We start from the raw sequence: 19,691 nt of genomic DNA, 5'->3' as shown, positions 1-19,691 counted from the left end.
CCAAGAGTTATTGAAATTGTATATATCACCTATAGAAAGAAGTAATAAAATTGATGAGTTAGTTAAACAAGCGTGCAAAGATTCAAACTTGAGAAATAAATATACTAAAAAAGAGATGAGACGGCATTTCAGCAAGGAGATTGATGGCAGGCCTGCGGTTATGGAAAAAGCAAAAAATCATTTCCTCTTTAGAGAGTAATTTTGATTTAGTTTCCATTGGTCGAAATTTGCAATCCCAACCTCTAAGCTTCAAATTTTTAATTCAAGTAACCAGACTTTTTTTATCAACCTAAAATACAACTAACCAAATTTTACCACCATAAAAAAAGCATCCCTATTTCTGTAACAATGCTTCTTTTATCGCCTAAAAATTGGGCTTAGTTAAACACGGTAGAAACATGGGTAATTTTCCAACCGGCACCGGTGCCAGTCATGGTTACATAGTTATTGCGGGAAAAGTTATCGTACTTCATTTGTACTTTGTAACAACCAGGTTGCTGGTGTTTTTTACAATACTGGCTGTGGTTTTGTAGTTTTGTTCTACATAGTCAATTTCAGTTATCCAAAAATCACTTTGTGTAATAAAATCTTCTAATCTCTTTGTTTCTTCACTTTTGAAACGCTTTGTGTCTTCAATTGCTGAACTTGTTTTTTCGCCATCTTTAAGGTAACTGGCGACTGTTTTGATAGTTGTTCCAAACCTAACTTGGCTCTTTCCTGAAAGGACATTTCGTAATTCATGTTTTAAAATGATTTGCACAAACCAGTATAAAGATTTTTTTTAGGATAATCTGAACAGTTAACCACTTAATTTATAGGGTATTTGTTAACAATTACTAAAGTTAGCTAAATTTAGTGATATTGGCTTTTACTTTTTTAAGAATAGCAAAATAAAACCAAAAGTAGCAACAATTTGTCCGATCCAAAAAATGAACATCCATTTGATGGTATCTGATTTAGCTTCGAGAAATTTTTCAGTTAATTTTGTTTCAAGTTTTAACAGGTCTTGTTTGGTGGCTACATTATCTGATTGTCTGTCAAATTCAGCTTTTATTTTTTCTTCAATGTAGCCTGTCAAGTTTTCAGCAGTTTCTTTGCCTACTTTCTCATTTAAAAGTGAATACAATTGAGTGATACTAACTGATGCCATAGATAAAGTAAAAGTAAGAATATCTATTTGATAAATTAGTATTTGCAGAAACAGAAATAATAATGCCAAATTTTCACCCCATAAAAAAAGCATCCCTATTTCCGTAAGAATGCTTCTTTTATCGCCTAAAAATTGGGCTTAGTTAAACACGGTAGAAACATTGGTAATTTTCCAACCGGCGCCGGTATCAGTCATGGTTACATAATTGATGCGGGCAAAGTTATCGTACTTCATTTGTACTTTGTAAACAACCAAATTACCGGTGTTTTCTACAATGCGGGCCGTAGTTTTGCAGTTTTGTTCTACATTTTGCTGGCCTTTCAAGCTTTCGATAATGTCGTTCTTGCTAAAGCTCAAAATCTTTTGGCCGCGGGTTTGGGTAAATTTGGCACTGTCGTCAATCACTTCAGAAAAGCCATCGAAGTGGCCATGTGCAAAAGCATCCACGTAAGCAGCAATGGCATAACGCATGGTCAGTTTTTCGTTTACGTTTGGCGTGGCAGCTTGGGTAAAATTGTAAGTTACGGTCAATAACAAAGCGATGAGGGTGGTTTTTAGTGTAGTTTTCATGATATTTAATTTTTAAGTTTTTATGTTGTTTTGGTAGATAGACGCCACGAGTAACCAGTTCGTTACACCAAATGCAATTAATTTTTTGTTAAATAATAGAGGTGGGGAGACGCACCAAAAAAACATAGGTAAAAACAGCATTAACGCAGCCAGTAAACATTGCCAGAATTTTACCACGATAACTTATATTTGTATCTTTTTTAGCCAATACCGAATGAATGACGATTTAAGTCAGCAAAACGAACAGCTTTCTAACATAACTTCCCTTTCCGGGCTGTACGAAAACTGGTTCCTGGATTACGCTTCTTACGTAATCCTCGACCGTGCCGTGCCGCATATCCACGATGGGTTGAAGCCGGTGCAGCGCCGAATCCTGCATTCTTTAAAAGAAATGGACGACGGGCGTTTTAACAAAGCGGCGAACGTGATCGGCAACACCATGAAATATCACCCGCACGGCGATGCTTCGATTGGTGATGCGATGGTGCAGATCGGACAAAAAAATTTGTTGATTGATTGCCAGGGAAACTGGGGCGATCCCGTAACCGGCGATTCTGCTGCGGCACCACGTTATATCGAAGCGCGTTTGTCCAAGTTCGCGCTGGATGTTGTTTTTAATCCCGATACCACCGAATGGCAATCCAGTTACGATGGCCGCAACAAAGAACCGGTAACGCTTCCCGTTAAATTCCCGCTTTTATTAGCGCAAGGTGCCGAGGGAATTGCCGTTGGTTTGGCCACCAAAGTAATGCCGCACAATTTTATCGAACTGATTGATGCTTCGATAGCAATACTAAAAGGCGAACGGCCAAATTTGCTGCCCGATTTCCCGACCGGTGGTTTGGCCGATTGTTCGGCTTATAACGAAGGCCAGCGCGGCGGCAAAATCCGTATCCGGGCCAAAATAGAAGAGCGCGATAAAAAAACGCTGGCTATTACCGAAGTCCCGTTTTCTACCACCACCGGAAGTTTGATTGATAGCGTAATTGCGGCAAATGACAAAGGGAAAATCCGCATCAAAAAAATTGAAGATAATACGGCGAAAAACGTAGAGATTATCATCCATTTGGCGCCCGGCATTTCGCCCGATGTTACCATTGATGCGCTGTATGCTTTTACCGATTGCGAGGTTTCCATCTCCCCAAACACCTGCGTGATCAAGGATGACAAGCCGCACTTTATGAGTGTGAACGACATCCTGACGGAGAGTACTGTTTTTACCAGGGAATTATTGAAGCAGGAACTGGATATCCGGTTGGCCGAACTGAAGGAGAAAATATTTTTCAGTTCGCTGTTGAAGATTTTTATTCAAAACGGAATGTACAAGCATCCGGATTACGAAACTTCCGGAAACTTTGAAGCGGTTGTAAAAGTATTGTACAAATTGTTCGAGCCGTTTTTGCCGCAGCTTTACCGTGCAATTTTGCCCGAAGATTTTAAAAAGCTAATTGACAAACCGATGAGCAGCATCACGCGCTTCGACGTAAAAAAAGCGGACGAGCAGATGAAATCGCTGGAAAATGAGATCAGGGAAGTCAACAATCACCTGAAACATCTCACGGATTATGCCATTGACTGGTTCCAGAAACTGAAAGAAAAGTTTGGCAAAGGCCGCGAACGCAAAACCGAATTGCGCATTTTTGATCGGGTAGAAGCAGCACAAGTTGCGCTGGCAAACGTAAAAATTTACCTGAACCGTGCAGATGGTTTTGTGGGAACCGCGCTGAAAAAAGACGAATTTGTAGGCGATTGCTCTGACTTGGATGAAATTATTGTTTTCCGCGAAGATGGCCGCTTTTTGGTTACCAAAGTGCAGGAAAAGGTTTTTGTGGGGAAAGACATCATCTACGCCGGCATCTTTAAAAAGAACGACGAGCGCACGGTTTACAATTTGATTTACAGGGATGGCGAAACCGGTACTGCTTTTATCAAGCGTTTTTTTGTGCAGGGCATCACGCGCGACCGCGAATACGATTTGACCAAAGGCACGAAAGGCACCAAAACGCTTTACTTTACGCATAATCCAAACGGCGAGGCGGAAGTGGTAAACGTGCAGTTAAAACCTCATGCCAAATTAAAAAAACTGACTTTTGATTTGAATTTTGCCGATGTGGCCATCAAAGGCAGAAGTTCGCTGGGGAACGTGGTTACCAAATATCCGATCAAAAAAATCACGCTGAAAACGAAAGGGATTTCCACACTTTCCGGCCGGAAGATTTGGTACGATGAGGTGCTGAAAAGATTAAATGTAGATGGCCGCGGAACTTTTTTAGGCGAATTTGACGGAGAAGACAAGATACTGAAAGTGTTGAGCAACGGTATTTGCGAGTTGAGTAGTTTCGATCTCACTAATCATTTTGAAGATAAAATGATCAGGATCGAAAAGTACAATCCCGATCAGGTTTACACCGTGGTGCATTACGAAGGCAAGCTGAAAAACTATTTTGTAAAGCGTTTTACGTTTGAAAATATGGTGATCGGCAAACCGGTCAATTTGATCAGCGATGAACATGGTTCTAAAATGACTTTGATTTCGGGCGCGTCGCAACCGGTGGTTAAAGTAGAATTGCTGAAAGGAAAAGCACATATCCCGGAAACGACAGAACTGAACCTGGCCGATTTGATTGATGTAAAAGGCATCAAAGCACAGGGAAACCGGCTTTCTCAACATGAAATCAAAAGTATTGTATTGATTGCCGAACACGATGACGAAGAAGATGTGCCAGACCCGGTTGCAGAAGTTTCTTTAAAAGCGATTGTTTTGGAAGAACACAAGGAAGAAGAAGCCGAAAAAGAAATCTCGCAGAAAGAAGAACAGGTGGTTAAACCGGCCAAAAAGATTGAACTGGAAATTACCAACCCGGATGATGTGGATTTAAAAGGGAAGGGGCAGTTGCCGTTGTTTTAGTCATGCCGAACTTGTTTCGGCATCCCATCAGAAAGATTTAAATATTGAAAGAGGGATTCTGAAACAAGTTCAGAATGACAGAGCAAACCTTAAACCTTAATTTACGCCATGCTTCTTTTATCGCCTAAAATTCATCAACCTCTGCTCTCGCTGTGCGAACCGAAAATATAACCCAGGATTGCCGTTAAAATAGGTAAGAGCATATTGAGCAAAACCATTTGGCTGATCTGGACAATAAAATCGCGGGAAGCTTTATTGTCTTCCTGCGCCAATTGGATCAGCCTGAAATTTCGGTTAAAAGCGCTGTCGGTCAAGTTTCCCTTACCGGCCAAATCTATTTTCGGAACGTTGTTTGGCTTTTCAAAAAGGATGTACAGGATCAGAAAAATTAAAAATACACTAATGATTGCCAGCACGATGCGTGCCAAATGATAACCAATACGCGATTTTGGGTCGAGTACGCTGATCTGGGGAGCGATTGTATTATCTTCTTTAAGCTCTAAGTTAGGATGGTCTTCCGGTAAAGCTGCTATATTAAAATGTACTTCAGAGCCACTCATTCAGCTTAAATTTATTTGGTCAGTTTTGCTTTTTCTAAGGTCGTTGTTACCACTTTTCTTGGGTTTTCCCCATTCTCGTCAACGGTAAGAAAAACACGGCCTTTTTTTACCTCGGATACTACCCAGCTAAAAAATGTCAAAGCATCTTTAGTCAACTCATCAGGCTTGTCAATGCCGGTTTTATTGCTTAATTCAGTCATAAAATCCCGGTTGATTGATAATCTTATATCTGCCATAGTAGTGGTTTTTATTTGCTTATAAAGTTAAGCAATTAGCTAAGTAATTTTGTAAAAAGAAGTTTTGTTTTACCCAATGCTTCTTTTACCCCATAAAAAACATGGCTTTGTTTAAAGCGATAATGGCTTTGGCAAAATCTTCGCGGGCAATCAAAAACTGGATGTTTACTTTCCGCAACGAAAAACCGCAGCTTTTGATGTTGATGCCTTCATTGGCCAAACCGGTTGCAGATTTGGCCAGCAAGCCCGGCTGGTCAATGTTAGAACCGATGATGCAAACCATGGCAGCTTGTTCTACCGTTATTTTTTCAAACTTTTCTTCCAGCTCGTTGAACAAAGATTGCTTAAAATCTTTCTCCCAAATTACCACGGTAATGCTGTTGGCGCTGGTTGCTTTGTAGCTGTAACTAACGTCATGTTTGAAAAAAACCTGCATGATCTGTAAATCCGAACCCACATGGCCTACCATCAGCGGGTCATAAATATCGAGGATCATCACTTTATCGGTCCCGGTAATTACTTCAACACGTTTTTTCTCCGAAACGTAATCCTGCGTAATCAGCGTTCCGGGATGTTCCGGCTCGAAAGTATTTTTAATGCGCAGGTTAATATTATTGATTTCCAAAGGTTTAGAAGCTTTTGGGTGGATAGCTTCCATGCCAATATCCGCCAATTGGTCGGCCACATCATAATTGGTAAAACCTACGGGCTGGCAATGGTCTAAGCCAACCAGCATCGGGTCGGCCGTGCACAAATGGTATTCTTTGTGGATGATCGCTTCCTCTGGTTTTACGGCAACCGCAATTTTGCTGAAGGTAACTTCCGAATAACCGCGGTCAAATTCGCGCATGATGCCTTCCGTCCCTTTGGCGTAGCCGGTAACAATGCAAATGGTTTTACCGAAATCAATATCCTTAAAAGCTTCACGGATACGCTGGTCAATGGTGTAATATTGATGGTCGTCGAAACCGCTCAGATCAATACAAGTAGCGTTGATACGGTTGTTTTGCAGGATGTTGGTGAAGTTAAAAGCCGAATGCGTTTCGCCGATGGAAGCCAGGATTTCGCGTGCGGCCTGCAAAATCCCTTCCTCGCTTACATAACCCGAAGCCAGAATATTGACCAAGTTTTCGAGGTAACTTTGCGCATCGCGGACACGTTTTTCGATAAACTGATCGGCAGCGGCCAAATCCAAACCCAAATCAACATAGGTTTTATTGATGGTTTGAAGTTTGATAACGAGGTCGTTCAAGGCGGCGTGGAAATCCTGATAATTGGCGATCAAATGGTAAACGCCAGGTTCGCCGGTCTTTTTGTTTTCCAGCAACAAATTGGTAACGCCCGAAAAAGCCGAAACCACAAAAATGCGGTTGTACAGCTCGTCGCCGGTACGGTTAAACAGGATGATATTTTTAAGCACATCTTTGAGGGCCGTCATGGAAGTGCCCCCGATTTTTTCTACAGTCAGCATTCAGATCAAATTTTTATGCCATAAAAACAGTATTGCATTTGCTGTTTTACAAGGATTTCAAAGCTATTAAAAAAGCTGAAAAGCAGGTGCGGTTGCGGAGGAGGAAATTTGGGTGGTAAAAGAAGTATGCAGGTTTTGGTGTTTTTGTCTTATTTAAAGCCTTTAAAAACGGTTTTTGCATCTATCAAATTCTTCGACTGATTGGATTCTTCATAAGCTAATAATATTTCATCTTGCTGTTCTTCGTTTAAAGATTTCCAAATCGAATCGTCCTTTTCGTTTTGCTTCAATTTTAAGAAATCGTAACAAGCTTGCAGAACCTGCTCGTTTTCCGTTGCCTTTACAATTCGATGGATTGCTGATCTAAGTTCTGTTGCCTTCATGTTTTGATCGCTCGGTTTTACTAATTTATGCAGATAAAAGAAGTATTAAAAATGCGCCGCAACTACCAAATCATTTCGGCCTGATAACAGAAGACCGGTTTTTATAAGGCAGAAAATAATAAGAGGCAGATAACCCGAAAAATGTGGCCGAAGTTGCCGTGTACCTTCCGCTGTAATAAAACGTACCGAAGTTGGCGTTTAGGTGCAGGCGGTCGGAGGCCGAGTACTCGATACCGGAAGTCAGTTCGCTTAAAAAATTATTGGGGGCCAAAAACACGTAGCCCACGCCAACCGTAAGCGTATTGGTAAACCGACCTTGCTGAAAAATATTTAGGTTTGGCCTAATCTCAAAATAAAACGAGGTGTCCCGGCCGTGGATGTGTTCTAAGGTAGTTTTGCCCAGATCAAGCCCTAAGCTAAAAACGTTCCATTGTTTGCCCACTTCAACCGATAAATTGGATTTGCCGCCCAGCGTCCCTGCGGTATTGGTAAGCGAATAGTACACTTGCACGTAAGTTTGCGGTTTTACTTTACCTGTGTCAGATTGTGCATAGACTTTGCTATTAAAACTGAGGCACAAGCAAAAAATGATGAACAAGTAAAGTGTTTGTTTAATCATTGAAAATATTTTTTGCTTTTATACAAGCCTAAAGAAAGCAAAAATATTTTCTTTTTTCCGCCACAAAAAAAGAAGCACCTACTTTTACGCAAATGCTTCTTTTATCACCTAAAAATTGGTATTGCTTTTAAGAGGCTAAATTGGTTTTCTCTTTAAACTCCTTGATAAACTTGTTCAGTTTAGGCTGAATTACAAAGGCGCAGTATGGCTGGTTGGAATTGTTGTTGAAATAGTTTTGGTGGTAGCCTTCTGCTTTGTAAAAAGTTTCGGCCGGAACTACTTGCGTTACAATTTTTTGGTCGAAGATGCCTTCTGCATCCAATTTTTGGATCATGGCTTCGGCTTCGGCTTTTTGCTCGTCATCAGCATAAAAAATAACCGAGCGGTATTGCGTACCGCTGTCGTTGCCCTGCCGGTTTAACGTGGTTGGGTTATGGGTTTTAAAAAAGATTAGCAACAACTCATTAAAAGAAATTACTGCCGGATCGTATTCTACTTCAATTACTTCAGCGTGTCCGGTATTGCCGCCGCAAACCTGTTCATATGTCGGGTTTTTAACCGCGCCGCCCATGTATCCCGAAACGGATTTGATGACGCCTTTTACATTCTGAAAAACAGCTTCGGTGCACCAAAAACAGCCTCCGCCAAACGTTGCTTTCTTACTCATATGTTAACAAACGCAAACACTTGTGTTTTGATTTGCGGTGCTGTTTTTAATGAGGTAAAATTGACAAACCAAAAGCGTGTTTAAATTTTGGCTTGCCTGTTTTTCATGCTTCTTTTATGCCACCAAAATTGAGGCAACCTTTGGCTGAAGCCAATTCCTGTTCGCCTTTATCCACGGCCTGAAGGCCGCGGCAATGAATAAAGCATGATGCTTTAGGGTTTTGCTATCGGGTTAAAAAGATTTGTAAAACAAAGCGATTCAATTGCCACGGCCTTTAGGCCGTGGTAGGTGTAAGTTTAGATTGGCTTTAGCCAAAACTCTATTCAATAAAATTTAAACAGGCTCTAAAAATCACGAAGGATGCTAAAACAAGTCCGGTATAAAAAAAGCGCGTTCTACTGATACTGAATATAGATTGGTTTCGGTTTCAAGGCCAGCACTTCACTTGGTGTCATCATACGGTTGGGTGCCTTTTTCAAATCGTTTTTGTAAAACAGTTTAAAGCCGGTAAACTGTACCGGTTCTGCATAAATATGATGGCGGTACGTGCCTTTTTTCAGTTCCGGTTCGCCCCAGCCGTCCATGTCCATCACCAATTGCACTTCGGGGCGCAGTTTGATTTGTTTGTAATTGGTAACCATGTTTTTGGTAAAACGGTGCACGATCAGGATTTTTGGCGTGAGGTTGTACTTTTTGACCAAACCGGCCAGATAGTTGGAGGCAAAATTAATATCGTCCGCATCATAAGTGCCAATTTTTGTTCCTGGTTTTGCGCCGGTTTTCATCGAAAACTCCGGGTCCATGCCAAAATGCACGTTAGGCATCATCAGGTATTTTTCAAACAAAGGCAGTTCCGTCCGGATATCGCTTAAAGCAACCTGTACATCCAAAAAAACCAAAGCATCACGCTTTTTTGCAATGGCCAAAACCGAATCAATTTGTTTAAAAGGCATCCGGTAACGAAACTTTCCATCGGCACCGCCATCGCCCTGCGCAACAATAGCGATATAATGCAAGGCCGGGATGACAGGCGTGGAAGGATCAGCTTTTTCCCAGTTTTTTACTTCGGAATCCAATTTTCGCAGCATTTCGTTCGGCGGCAGTTCGCCCAAAATCCCCATCCTTTTTGAATACAGGTTTCCGTAAAAAGCAACAATGCGGTGTTCGGGCAAAATGGCTCCGGCCAACGGATAAGGTGTGTTTTTTACCGGCCAGTTTCCGGTGGTATCGCCGTTGGCCAGTTTTTTCATCAACGAATCGTACTGCTGTTTATCAATTGGTTTTGGCGGCGGCGGTGTTTTTTTAAGGTTTGCCGTATCTGCGGTTGCTTGTTTTGAATTGGCTGTGGCAAGTAGTTTTTCGGCCGTACTGCTTTCGCTGCAATTGGTGAGCAGCATAATGGATGTACAGGCAAAAGTTAAATTTAAAAGTAAGTTTTTAAGGTTCATGTTTGTTTATACGGGCAATGTAAATAATAAGTAGCCGATGCTGTTTTTATCGGCCTAAAATTAACAATCAATTAAAAATTTCTCATACGTTGATTGCTTGCTTTCGGTTCCAAAAATCAAACATAACAATATCAATCAGAAAAAAAGGCTTTTCTATCCGTTCATTTTCGGCACAAAAAATGGTAATGCTTCTTTTATCAGTGCTTTTTACAAATTGTTAAACTTGCCAAACACGCCCAAAGGCAGTTTGCTTCCGGCGGTTGCCTGCAAATAAAGTTCGCCGGTTTCCAAGTTTTTTGCTTTGGGATAAGCGTTGCGGATGAGGTTTTCTACAATCACCGAAGAAAAACCAAGCGAGTAAGTATTTAAGATCAGGAAATGTTCCTGCTCGTCCAGCAGCTTCACCACGTCCAGCATCATTTCCAAAATGTTGTCTTCCAGTTTCCATTTCTCGCCGTTTGGCCCATGGCCAAAAGCAGGCGGGTCGAGGATGATGCCGTTGTATTTGTTGCCCCGTTTCAGTTCGCGTTTTACAAATTTCAGCGCATCTTCCACCACCCAGCGGATGTTGTCGAGCGAAGACAATTGCATATTTTCATTCGCCCAGGTAACCACTTGTTTGATCGAATCCACGTGCGTAACTTCTGCACCGGCAGCTCTTGCAATTAAAGATGCCGCGCCGGTATAAGCAAACAAGTTTAAAAATTTAGGCTGAGGCGTTTTTAGTTTTTTGATGTTGGCAGAAATATAGTCCCAATTAACGGCTTGCTCCGGGAAAACGCCAACATGTTTAAAAGACGTTAGGCCGAGGCGTAGTTTGATAGCAACTTCCGGGTTTTGGTATTCGATGTGCCAGCGGTCGGGCGTTGCCGAGTTCTTTTTCAGCCATTCGCCCGAAGTTGCCGAACGGCCTTTAAAACGGATATGATGCTGTTTTTGCCACTCGTTTTCCGATAAGCTTTTGCCCCAAACGGCCTGCGGTTCCGGCCGGATCAAAATCAGGCTGCCAAAGCGTTCCAGTTTTTCAAAATTGCCGCAATCCATCAGTTCGTAATCTTTCCAATGTTGTGGGGTGAGGAGTTGGATCATTTTTTAGGTGCGGGGTAAGAGGTGTGAGGTAAATTAGGTTTGGGGTAAGCCTGTTTGATGAAAACTTTTTTTAAGTTATCCGATTCTTATAACAAATTCAAAGCTTGAAATAATAGAGAGCAAACAATACCTCAATGCTCATACCTCTTACCTCACACCTCTCTACTACAACTTCTCCTTCGCTGCCTGCATAAATTTACTGGCAAATACAAATTCGTTCAGTTCTTTATTATCGGTGTGGGCAATTTCTTTGTTGGAACCTTGCCACCATTTTTCGCCGTTGTGCAAAAATAAAATATTATCGCCGATGCCCATTACTGAGTTCATATCGTGCGTAACCACAACCGTGGTAATGTTGTTTTCTTCGGTGATGTCTTTAATCAGTTCATCAATTACGATGGAAGTTTTTGGGTCCAAGCCGGAGTTAGGCTCATCGCAAAACAGATATTTGGGCTGCATGGTAATGGCGCGGGCAATGCCGACCCGTTTTTTCATCCCGCCCGAAAGTTCGGATGGAAACAGTTTGTTCGTGCCTTTTAGGTTTACTTTTTCTAAGCAATAATTGGCGCGGTCAACTTTTTCGGCCTTAGACATTTCGGTAAATAAATTCAGCGGAAAAATAATGTTTTCTTCCACCGTCATCGAATCAAACAAAGCTGAATTTTGAAACAACATGCCAATTTCTTTTCGGATCGGGATTCGTTGTTCAAAATCCATCTTTGTAAAATTCTGGTTGCTGTACAGCACTTCGCCTTTATCGGGTTCGTGCAAACCTACAATACATTTTAGTAAAGTTGTTTTCCCGGAACCGGAACCACCAATGATCAGGTTGCTCATACCCTGGTTAAAAACAGCCGAAATACCTTTTAAAACGTGCTTATCGCCAAAACTTTTATTAATATCTTTAATCTCAATCATAACATCAACTGGGCTATCAAATAATCGGCACAAAGGATAATGATACAGCTCATCACCACGCCGCGTGTGCTGGCCTGCCCAACTTCAAGCGCGCCGCCCGAAGTATAATAACCCTGATAAGCCGAAACACTGGTGATGATAAACGCAAAAACCAGGGCTTTAATCAGCGCAATCCGGGCAAAAAGCGGGTTAAAATCGGTGGTTAAACCAATCACATAATCATTGGGCGAAACCGCGCCCGAAGCTGCACCGGCAATATAGCCGCCAAACAACGACAGGCAAACGGAGATGATCACGAGCAGCGGGAACATGGTAACACCGCCAATAATTTTGGGCAAAATTAAATATCCAGGTGCGTTTACGCCCATTATTTCCAGCGCATCTATTTGTTCGGTTACGCGCATGGTGCCAATCTGGGAAGCAATGCTGGAACCAACGCGGCCTGCCAGCACCAAAGAAGTAATGGTTGGGCTGAATTCTAAAATAACCGAATCGCGCGTAATGCCGCCGATGATAGAACGCGGAATTAAATTGCTGACCAACTGAAACGCCGTTTGAACGGTAGAAACCGCACCGATAAAAACCGAAATAATGCAAACAATCCCAAGCGAACCAATGCCGATAGAAACCATTTCGCGCATGATCTCGCTCCAGTAAACCTTAAATTTTTCGGGCTTTTTAAAGCTTGCCCGCAGCAATAATATATACTTTCCTAAGTGGTGAAAAATCATCCTTTAAATTTTTTTAAAAATACATTTTTTCAATTTAAGTGCCGATGCTGTTTTTAAGCTAATTTTATCCATGCAAAACGCACTGATAACGGGCGCCACCAAAGGCATCGGACTGGCCATAGCCAAAGCGCTGGCCAAAGAAGGCATAAACCTGGCCATTTGTTCCAGAAATGAGGAAGAATTATTGCTGGTAAAAGAAGCATTGCTGCAAATCAGCCCGCAAATAAAGGTTTTTACACGCACAACCGATTGCAGTTTGCGCGATGATGTCCGCCGGTTTGCTGCCGAAGCGGAACGGGAATTGGGTTCTATCCAAATCATCATTAATAATGCCGGTGCTTTTTTTCCTGTAAGTATTTTGGAGGAAGAGGAAAACGCTTTGCAAAAACAGTTGGATTTGAACCTGATGTCCGGCTACGAATTGTACCGTTATTTCGGCAAAAAACTAATGGCTGCAAGAAGCGGGCATGTCTTTAACATTTGCTCCATGGCTGGCAAACAAATTGTTGCAAATGCCGGAAGTTATTCTGTAACAAAGTTTGCGCAGCGCGGTCTTAATGATGTTATGCGCGAAGAAATGAAAGCTTATCAGGTAAAAGTAACGGCGGTTTTTCCGGGGTCAACTTTAACAGATTCCTGGAACGGAACCACAATTCCGGCAGAAAAATTTATCTTGCCCGAAGATGTTGCCGCGGCAATAATTGCTTGTTTAAAAATGAGTGCCGGGGCCAATGTTGATGAGCTGATTATCCAAACCACAACAAAAGAAATTTAAAATAAAAAAGATCATGGAAAAAAAATTGTACCGCGACGAAAACCGTAAAGTAATAGCAGGCGTTTGCGCCGGCCTGGCCGATTATTTTAGTATTGATGTAACTATTGTGCGCTTGATTTTTGTGTTAACGCTGATTTACCACGGCGGCGGCACGCTGGCCTACATCGTTTTGTGGATTGTAATGCCACGCAGAAATTCGGTTTTAAACGAGCCGGTTGTTGATTATACCGTGCACAATGAAAGCCGTCCTTTTCAAACCGTTAACCAAAACTTTAGGGTAAACAACAATAAAAACGTAGCGCAAATTGGCGGCATCGTGCTGATTTTGCTGGGCCTATTTTTCCTGTTAGACCAGCTCGACATCATTCCGTATTGGTTTAACTTTGAGCAGTTTTGGCCGGTTATTTTGGTTGTGATTGGTTTGGTGCTCATCTTTCGCGCCAAAAGTAAAACTATCGAACCGGAAACAACAACCAAAAAAGAAGACTGGTCTGGCATTAACCCAAACGAACCTAAAGATTTATAGCTATGAAACGCGACCGATTATTTACAGGTATGTTGCTGCTGTGCATCGGCATACTGTTTTTACTGGATAATTTTAATGTGATCAGCTTTCACTGGAGCAATGTTTTAAGTTTGTGGCCACTGCTGCTGATCGTCTCGGGTGTAAATATGGTTACGAAACACTATCATTCAACAGGAATAACAGCATTGCGCGCCCTGATTTTTGCTGCGGTGCTGGGCATTGTTGCTTACCGCGGCCTGCAACCGCCAAACCATCAGTTTTTTGGCCGCCAGTTTGGCAACCATTTTTTTAACGGCGATAACGATTTTAATAATGACGACGACGATAATGATAATGGAAAAGGCGTAATGAAATTAGAAGGCAGCCGAACGTATAACGAACCGTACACAGCAGCCGTAAAAGTAGCTTCATTAAACATCAAAGGCGGCGGCGCAACGTATGTTTTGCAAGATACCACGAACCAACTTTTCAGTGCCAGCACCCACGAGTTATCGAGTAAATTTCACTTCAATACCACCGCTACCGATTCTGGACGAACCATCAATTTTAACACCAGCAGTTCGCGCAATTCCATCAACTGGGACAGCGACAAAGGCAACCAGGCCAACATCAAACTAAATGTAAACCCGGTTTGGGACATTGATATTGCTTCGGGCGCCAGCAAAATGGATTTGGATTTGAGCAAATTTAAAGTGCGTAAACTATTGGTAAAAGGCGGCGCAACTTCAATGGATTTAAAGCTGGGCCAGCCTGTTGCGGTGATGAATGTGGATATTTCAACCGGTGTTTCGGAAGTGAACATCAGCGTGCCAAGCAATGCAGCCTGCCATATCATCAGCAAAACCGGCTTGTCTTCCAAATCTTTTGATGGCTTTGAATCCAAAAGCGACAACGAATACCAAACCGCCGGGTTTGACAATGCGCCGCGGAAAATCTACCTCAACTTAAAAGGCGGCATTTCTGATTTTAATGTGAAGCGGTACTGATTTTATACCGATAAAAGAAGCATTGGCCTAAACAGCCAAAAGGCCGGTACTAAAAAAAAGTATCGGCCTTTTCTATTTTTATCAAAATAAAATTTATAAAATAGTTTTTTAGTTATGTTACTATTTTTTTAGTTATATTTGCTTTTTGCAATTTTGAAACAATTATTAATGATGAAAACGATACTAAACCTTTGCCTGATTTCTATGCTATTTACAAAATTATCTTACGGACAAACAGCAGAACCGGCGCAAGCCCAGGCTACTTACCATTTTATGCATGTTCGGGATACAACAGACCGTACACATCCTTATACTGAAGATTTGCTTTTGCTGTTAGGACGTAATTCGAGTGCGTGTACAAGTATTGATGCCCGTTTGCAAATTGAAAATGTGGTAAAAGAGGTACAAAACCAGATAAAAAACGCAACAGATCCGAATCATTTAAACCTTAACATCAGTGCAAAACGCCCGGTTTCTGATGAATATTTTCAATTCTTTACCGCCCATAAATCTTTTACCAAGAAAAATTTAATAAACGATTATTTGGTAGAAGAACCAATGCCAGTAATTAATTGGAAAATCATGAGTGATACGCTTACTGTCAGCGGCCTGCATTGTCAGAAAGCAACTACTGCTTTTAAAGGCAGAAATTACGAAGCTTGGTTTTGCCCGGCTTTGCCTTTTCGCAGTGGGCCATGGAAGTTGCAAGGTTTGCCGGGACTAATTATAGAAGCCAGCGACAGTAAAAAAGAAGTACAATTTAAATTTGCAGGTTTTGAGCAGATCAGCGATCAAAAGCAATTGGTCAAATTACCGGAAGACGCAATCCGTACCACGCAAAAAGAGTTTGATCGTTTGCAGGAAGTAGCAAAAACCAATCCATCGGCACTTTCTAAAGTAGCAGGTAAAAGCTTCCGTTCTCCTTTGGATGATATTGATGTTTCCAAAATTAGTTCTATAAATGTTAGCCGTCCCAATTATGGTTTTAGTAAGAAAGTTAATAATCCAATCGAATTGACTGAAAAATAAAAGCTATTTTTTCTGTTTAAACCATCTTCCCATGAAAAAGCACATACTTCTTTTACCGGCTATTTTATTGATTTTTCAATTGGTAAAAGCGCAAAAACCAGATGCAACCATTGCAATAGTTCGTTATACTTTTTCGCATATCCGCGATACTACGGACAAAGCAAAAGTTTACACCGAAAACATGGAATTGCTGCTTGGCAAAAATGCAAGTGTTTATCGAAGTGCAGATCAACGTTTGCATGATGAAAAAATGAAAAAGCTGATTGCCGAACGCGCTAAAACCGGGACAACCAGCATGGTGAATTTTTCCGGAGTAGGCGGACCACGTGGTTCTGCTACTAAATTTTACCAGTTTCAGGCTGAGAAAAAAATAATCCGGCAGGAAAAAATCATTAACATTTATTTAATGGATGAAACTTTACCTGCTATGAATTGGACAATTTTAACCGATACAATCAGCTTTGGAACTTTGCATTGTCAGAAAGCCAAAACTACTTTTAAAGGTAGAAATTATGAAGCTTGGTTTTGTCCCACATTACCTTTTCGCAGCGGGCCATGGAAATTAAATGGTTTGCCGGGATTGATTGTAGAAGCAAACGACACTAAAAAAGAAGTAGTTTGGAAGTTTGCGGGACTGGAAGATGTTAGCAAAATAGCTGAAAATTCAGTTTCGGTTGCAGAAGCGGATAACAGTTCCGAAAGAAAGTCAATGACGATTTTTGTTAGAGAAAGTTATTCTTTTAAAATAATTGAGTTACCTAAAGATGGTTTAAAAACTACTGAAAAAGAATTTGCAAGGCTTGACAAGGCTGTACACGAAAACCCAACAGGATTTATAAATGCTGCGTATGCAGCTGCTGGTTCAAGTGCAAAAGTTTACAGCACTTCGCCTGTTCCTGCAAGAAAACCAATCAACAACCCGATAGAATTATCAGACAAACCATGAACGGTTTTGCCATACTGTTTTTACCGGTCATTTTTTTGTTTGGGTGGAATGCGGGTTTCGCCCAAAACATCCACGGCACAGTTACCGACAGCACCGGCAAAGCAGTGGCTTATGCAAATATCAGCCTTAAAAACAGCAGCAACCTGATTATTGCTTACCAGGGAAGCAATGAAAAAGGTCAGTTTTTACTGCCTGTGCCGGAAGGGGTTGACCCAAAAAGCCTATTTGTTGAAGCAAGCTGCATCGGTTTTAAAACGCAAACTAAACCTTTTATCGGTTTTGGCCCGGCTTATCAATTCAAATTATCCGTAGCAAACAATCAGCTAAAAACAGTTACAGTTAGGGACAACCGCCCCGGGTTAAAAACCAGCGGCGATACGTTAAGCTACAAGGTTTCTGATTTCAGCAGCCCGCAAGACCGGGTGATTGGCGATGTGATCAGAAAATTGCCGGGCATTGATGTGGACGATAACGGCAAGATCAAATACAACGGCAAAGCAATTTCTAACTTGTACATCGGAGGCGACAATTTGCTGGACGATAAATACAACATTGCCACGCGTTCTATCCCGCATGGCGTGGTTGACCAGGTGCAGGTGATGGAAAATCATCAACCCATTAAAATGTTAAAAAATAAAGTGGTAAGCGATGATGTTGCGCTAAACCTCACTTTTAAAAAAGATACAAAATTGCGGTTGGTTGGGCAGGAAACTTTGGGGCTTGGTTTGCCGGATAAGTATTATGCCGATTTGAATGCGATGGCTTTCAAAGATCAATACAAAGCCATTAACTATTTAAAAGCGAACAATTATAGTTTGGATTTGCAGCAGGATTTGGTATCGCACAATTTATCTGATTATTTAAAAAGGTTGGATAATAATAAACCTGATGCAATTTTAACTTTAGGCACAGTTGGCGACCCAGACTTGCCGCGCAACCGTTATCTTTTTAACCAGTCGGCTTTACTTAATTTAAATAACTTGGTTCATTTGAAACAAGACGTTCAATTAAAAGTAAACTTGTACGAACTGCACGATGCACAGCGGCAATATTACCAGAAACGAACCGAAGTTTATTTGCCACAAGATACGGTAAGGTACAGCGAAAGCCAGCAAAATAAACTCCGGCCTGATTTGCTGCACAGCCAATTTACGCTCAACGTAAATAAAGAAAAATATTATTTGAACAATGCATTGGTTTTGGATTACAATCACCAGTCTTCGTATTCCAATTTTGTTGCAAATACAAGTCCGGTAAACCAAGTTTTAAAAAATAATCCATTAGATTTTTCCAACGAGTTTAATTTGATGCAAATTTTAAAGTTCAACCATATTTTGGAAATCTACTCTTACATTAACCGTTTTGCAGAACCGGAAACGCGCACAATTGAACCCAACTTTAACAATGCTGTTTTTAACGAAGGAAAATTGTATTCGCAATTGGTGCAAACGGTAAATGTGCCGTCGTGGTTCACCAACAATTATTTGTCGTACAAAGTTCCGGGTGAAAAAATCACGCAAGGCTACAAAGCAGGTTTCACTTTGCAATCGCAACAATTGCAATCGGCTTTAAATGTGGTGCAAAATAATCAAACTGTTCGTGCTTTTGCAGATAGTTCGGCCAATCAAACGCATTGGTTGCGAAAACGGATTTATGCAGAAGCGAGTTACGATTTGCCCGGAGATAAATTAAAAGCAAGTGTCAATTTGCCGGTCAGTTTACAGCAAATTGATTACTCGGATAGTTTATACCATTTTAACCAAAGCTTAACGCGCTTGTTTTTCAACCCAAAAATAAGCGTTACTTATAAAATTGCAACTGAAAAAACAATCAATTTAAATTGCAATTTAAGAAACGAATTTGGCAATATCCAGGATGTTTACCGCGGTTATATTTTAACCAATTACCGTTCATTGCAGGCCAACAATGCAAATTTGACCGAGAGGCAAAACAGTACGTTTATCCTGAACTACAGCCAGCGCAAAGCAATTGTGATATTCTTTTTTTCGGTCAATGCTTCTTACAATCATATCACAAGTAACAATATTGCATCAAGTTTAATCAACAAAAATTTCCAGCAACTTGTACTTTTACCTTATAAAAACAGTATTGATTCCTGGACGCTAAATGCCAATACAAGTAAATATATTTTTGTTTTGCACACAACTATCAGCGGCGGTTTTTTGTTGCAATCCAATCGTTCCAACCAAATTCAAAATAATATTTTGCTGCCTTACAATACCGTTTTAAACAATTTTACCGCAAGTACCGAAACCAAGTTTAGCAACCAGTTAAATGCAAGTTACAAGGTTAATTACAGCCGGACAAAAAGTTCTTCTTCCGCAGCAATTCCAAATACAATTGTAAGACAAGCTTTGCAGGAAGCGGCGGTTAATTATTCGCCCAAAAACAATTTGCTGTTTAATTTTTCGGGTAATTATTATTTAACAATACAAAACCAAAACAATCATTTAAAATATTTTTTTGCCGATGCTTTTGCAAGGTACAAGTTCAATAAAATACGCACAGATTTGGAATTGAATTTCAACAATATTTTCAATATCAAACAATACAGCGCAGTTTATTTATCGGCCAATAATTATTCGTTTAGCTCTTATCAGCTTCCCGGAAGGATGATGCTGCTTAAAGCAACTTTTACACTTTAATTTTGGGCAGGTG

21 protein-coding genes are annotated in these 19,691 nt (G+C 40.9%); 8 read left to right on the top strand and 13 right to left on the bottom strand.

Annotation, left to right across the window (positions count from 1 at the left end; translation table 11 throughout):
* Positions 1–199 (top strand): hypothetical protein (locus tag V5804_RS11870; RefSeq protein WP_369591602.1); only part of this gene is annotated, 199 nt, incomplete at its 5' end.
* A 270-nt stretch (positions 200–469) separates the two neighbouring features.
* Here V5804_RS11870 and V5804_RS11865 read toward each other — a convergent pair.
* The 3 genes from V5804_RS11865 to V5804_RS11855 form a co-directional block, all read right to left on the bottom strand.
* Positions 470–760: a hypothetical protein gene (locus V5804_RS11865; protein ID WP_369591601.1), complete on the bottom strand. Its 291-nt coding sequence runs from the start codon at positions 758–760 to the stop codon at positions 470–472.
* Positions 761–868: 108 nt separating this feature from the next.
* Positions 869–1,219 (bottom strand): hypothetical protein, encoded by a 351-nt coding sequence (locus V5804_RS11860; RefSeq protein ID WP_369591600.1) that lies wholly within the window; start codon positions 1,217–1,219, stop codon positions 869–871.
* A gap of 69 nt (positions 1,220–1,288) precedes the next feature.
* Positions 1,289–1,720, bottom strand: a complete 432-nt coding sequence (locus V5804_RS11855; protein WP_369591599.1) for a nuclear transport factor 2 family protein — start codon at positions 1,718–1,720, stop codon at positions 1,289–1,291.
* Between the two features lie 214 nt (positions 1,721–1,934).
* Between V5804_RS11855 and V5804_RS11850 the strand changes: the two genes are divergently transcribed.
* Positions 1,935–4,628, top strand: coding sequence for a DNA gyrase/topoisomerase IV subunit A (locus tag V5804_RS11850; protein ID WP_369591598.1), 2,694 nt, complete (start codon positions 1,935–1,937; stop codon positions 4,626–4,628).
* A 134-nt stretch (positions 4,629–4,762) separates the two neighbouring features.
* Here V5804_RS11850 and V5804_RS11845 read toward each other — a convergent pair whose 3' ends face one another.
* From V5804_RS11845 to V5804_RS11800, 10 genes are all read right to left on the bottom strand, one after another.
* Complete coding sequence (locus V5804_RS11845; RefSeq protein WP_369591597.1) at positions 4,763–5,188, bottom strand: hypothetical protein; 426 nt, start codon at positions 5,186–5,188, stop codon at positions 4,763–4,765.
* 11 nt (positions 5,189–5,199) lie between these two features.
* Positions 5,200–5,424, bottom strand: coding sequence for a hypothetical protein (locus tag V5804_RS11840; protein ID WP_369591596.1), 225 nt, complete (start codon positions 5,422–5,424; stop codon positions 5,200–5,202).
* Between the two features lie 85 nt (positions 5,425–5,509).
* Positions 5,510–6,895, bottom strand: a complete 1,386-nt coding sequence (locus V5804_RS11835) for an aspartate kinase (protein WP_369591595.1) — start codon at positions 6,893–6,895, stop codon at positions 5,510–5,512.
* A 149-nt stretch (positions 6,896–7,044) separates the two neighbouring features.
* On the bottom strand, positions 7,045–7,278 hold the full coding sequence (locus V5804_RS11830; RefSeq protein WP_369591594.1) for a hypothetical protein: 234 nt from the start codon (positions 7,276–7,278) through the stop codon (positions 7,045–7,047).
* A gap of 70 nt (positions 7,279–7,348) precedes the next feature.
* Positions 7,349–7,897, bottom strand: coding sequence for a hypothetical protein (locus tag V5804_RS11825; protein ID WP_369591593.1), 549 nt, complete (start codon positions 7,895–7,897; stop codon positions 7,349–7,351).
* A 127-nt stretch (positions 7,898–8,024) separates the two neighbouring features.
* Positions 8,025–8,564, bottom strand: coding sequence for a peptide-methionine (S)-S-oxide reductase MsrA (gene msrA / locus V5804_RS11820; RefSeq protein WP_369591592.1), 540 nt, complete (start codon positions 8,562–8,564; stop codon positions 8,025–8,027).
* A 395-nt stretch (positions 8,565–8,959) separates the two neighbouring features.
* The gene (locus V5804_RS11815) at positions 8,960–10,012 is read right to left on the bottom strand and encodes a hypothetical protein (RefSeq protein ID WP_369591591.1); all 1,053 of its coding nucleotides are present in this window, start codon (positions 10,010–10,012) and stop codon (positions 8,960–8,962) included.
* Positions 10,013–10,219: 207 nt separating this feature from the next.
* A complete protein-coding gene (locus tag V5804_RS11810; protein WP_369591590.1) occupies positions 10,220–11,101 on the bottom strand; it encodes a class I SAM-dependent methyltransferase in 882 nt (293 codons plus the stop codon).
* Positions 11,102–11,266: 165 nt separating this feature from the next.
* Entirely contained in the window at positions 11,267–12,019 is a 753-nt protein-coding gene (locus V5804_RS11805) for an ABC transporter ATP-binding protein (protein ID WP_369591589.1), read from the bottom strand.
* A complete protein-coding gene (locus V5804_RS11800) occupies positions 12,016–12,750 on the bottom strand; it encodes an MlaE family ABC transporter permease (RefSeq protein WP_369591588.1) in 735 nt (244 codons plus the stop codon). Before V5804_RS11800 ends, V5804_RS11805 begins: the two co-directional genes overlap by 4 nt.
* A gap of 70 nt (positions 12,751–12,820) precedes the next feature.
* Between V5804_RS11800 and V5804_RS11795 the strand changes: the two genes are divergently transcribed.
* The 6 genes from V5804_RS11795 to V5804_RS11770 all read left to right on the top strand — a co-directional run bounded on the left by V5804_RS11795 (position 12,821) and on the right by V5804_RS11770 (position 19,678).
* Positions 12,821–13,525 (top strand): SDR family oxidoreductase, encoded by a 705-nt coding sequence (locus V5804_RS11795; RefSeq protein ID WP_369591587.1) that lies wholly within the window; start codon positions 12,821–12,823, stop codon positions 13,523–13,525.
* Positions 13,526–13,538: 13 nt separating this feature from the next.
* Positions 13,539–14,051 carry a PspC domain-containing protein gene (locus V5804_RS11790; RefSeq protein ID WP_369591586.1) on the top strand — a complete coding sequence of 171 codons (513 nt, stop codon included), beginning with the start codon at positions 13,539–13,541 and terminating at the stop codon, positions 14,049–14,051.
* Positions 14,052–14,053: 2 nt separating this feature from the next.
* On the top strand, positions 14,054–15,037 hold the full coding sequence (locus tag V5804_RS11785; protein ID WP_369591585.1) for a DUF5668 domain-containing protein: 984 nt from the start codon (positions 14,054–14,056) through the stop codon (positions 15,035–15,037).
* 168 nt (positions 15,038–15,205) lie between these two features.
* A complete protein-coding gene (locus tag V5804_RS11780; RefSeq protein ID WP_369591584.1) occupies positions 15,206–16,066 on the top strand; it encodes a GLPGLI family protein in 861 nt (286 codons plus the stop codon).
* A 31-nt stretch (positions 16,067–16,097) separates the two neighbouring features.
* Complete coding sequence (locus V5804_RS11775) at positions 16,098–17,012, top strand: GLPGLI family protein (protein ID WP_369591583.1); 915 nt, start codon at positions 16,098–16,100, stop codon at positions 17,010–17,012.
* On the top strand, positions 17,009–19,678 hold the full coding sequence (locus V5804_RS11770; RefSeq protein ID WP_369591582.1) for a carboxypeptidase regulatory-like domain-containing protein: 2,670 nt from the start codon (positions 17,009–17,011) through the stop codon (positions 19,676–19,678). Before V5804_RS11775 ends, V5804_RS11770 begins: the two co-directional genes overlap by 4 nt.
* Positions 19,679–19,691: the final 13 nt, after the last annotated feature.

The organism is Mucilaginibacter sp. (genome assembly GCF_041088075.1).
In the GTDB taxonomy this organism is placed as follows: Bacteria; Bacteroidota; Bacteroidia; order Sphingobacteriales; family Sphingobacteriaceae; genus Mucilaginibacter_A.
The sequence above is the reverse complement of the archived record's forward strand: the minus strand, read 5'-3'. Positions and strand labels throughout refer to the sequence as shown.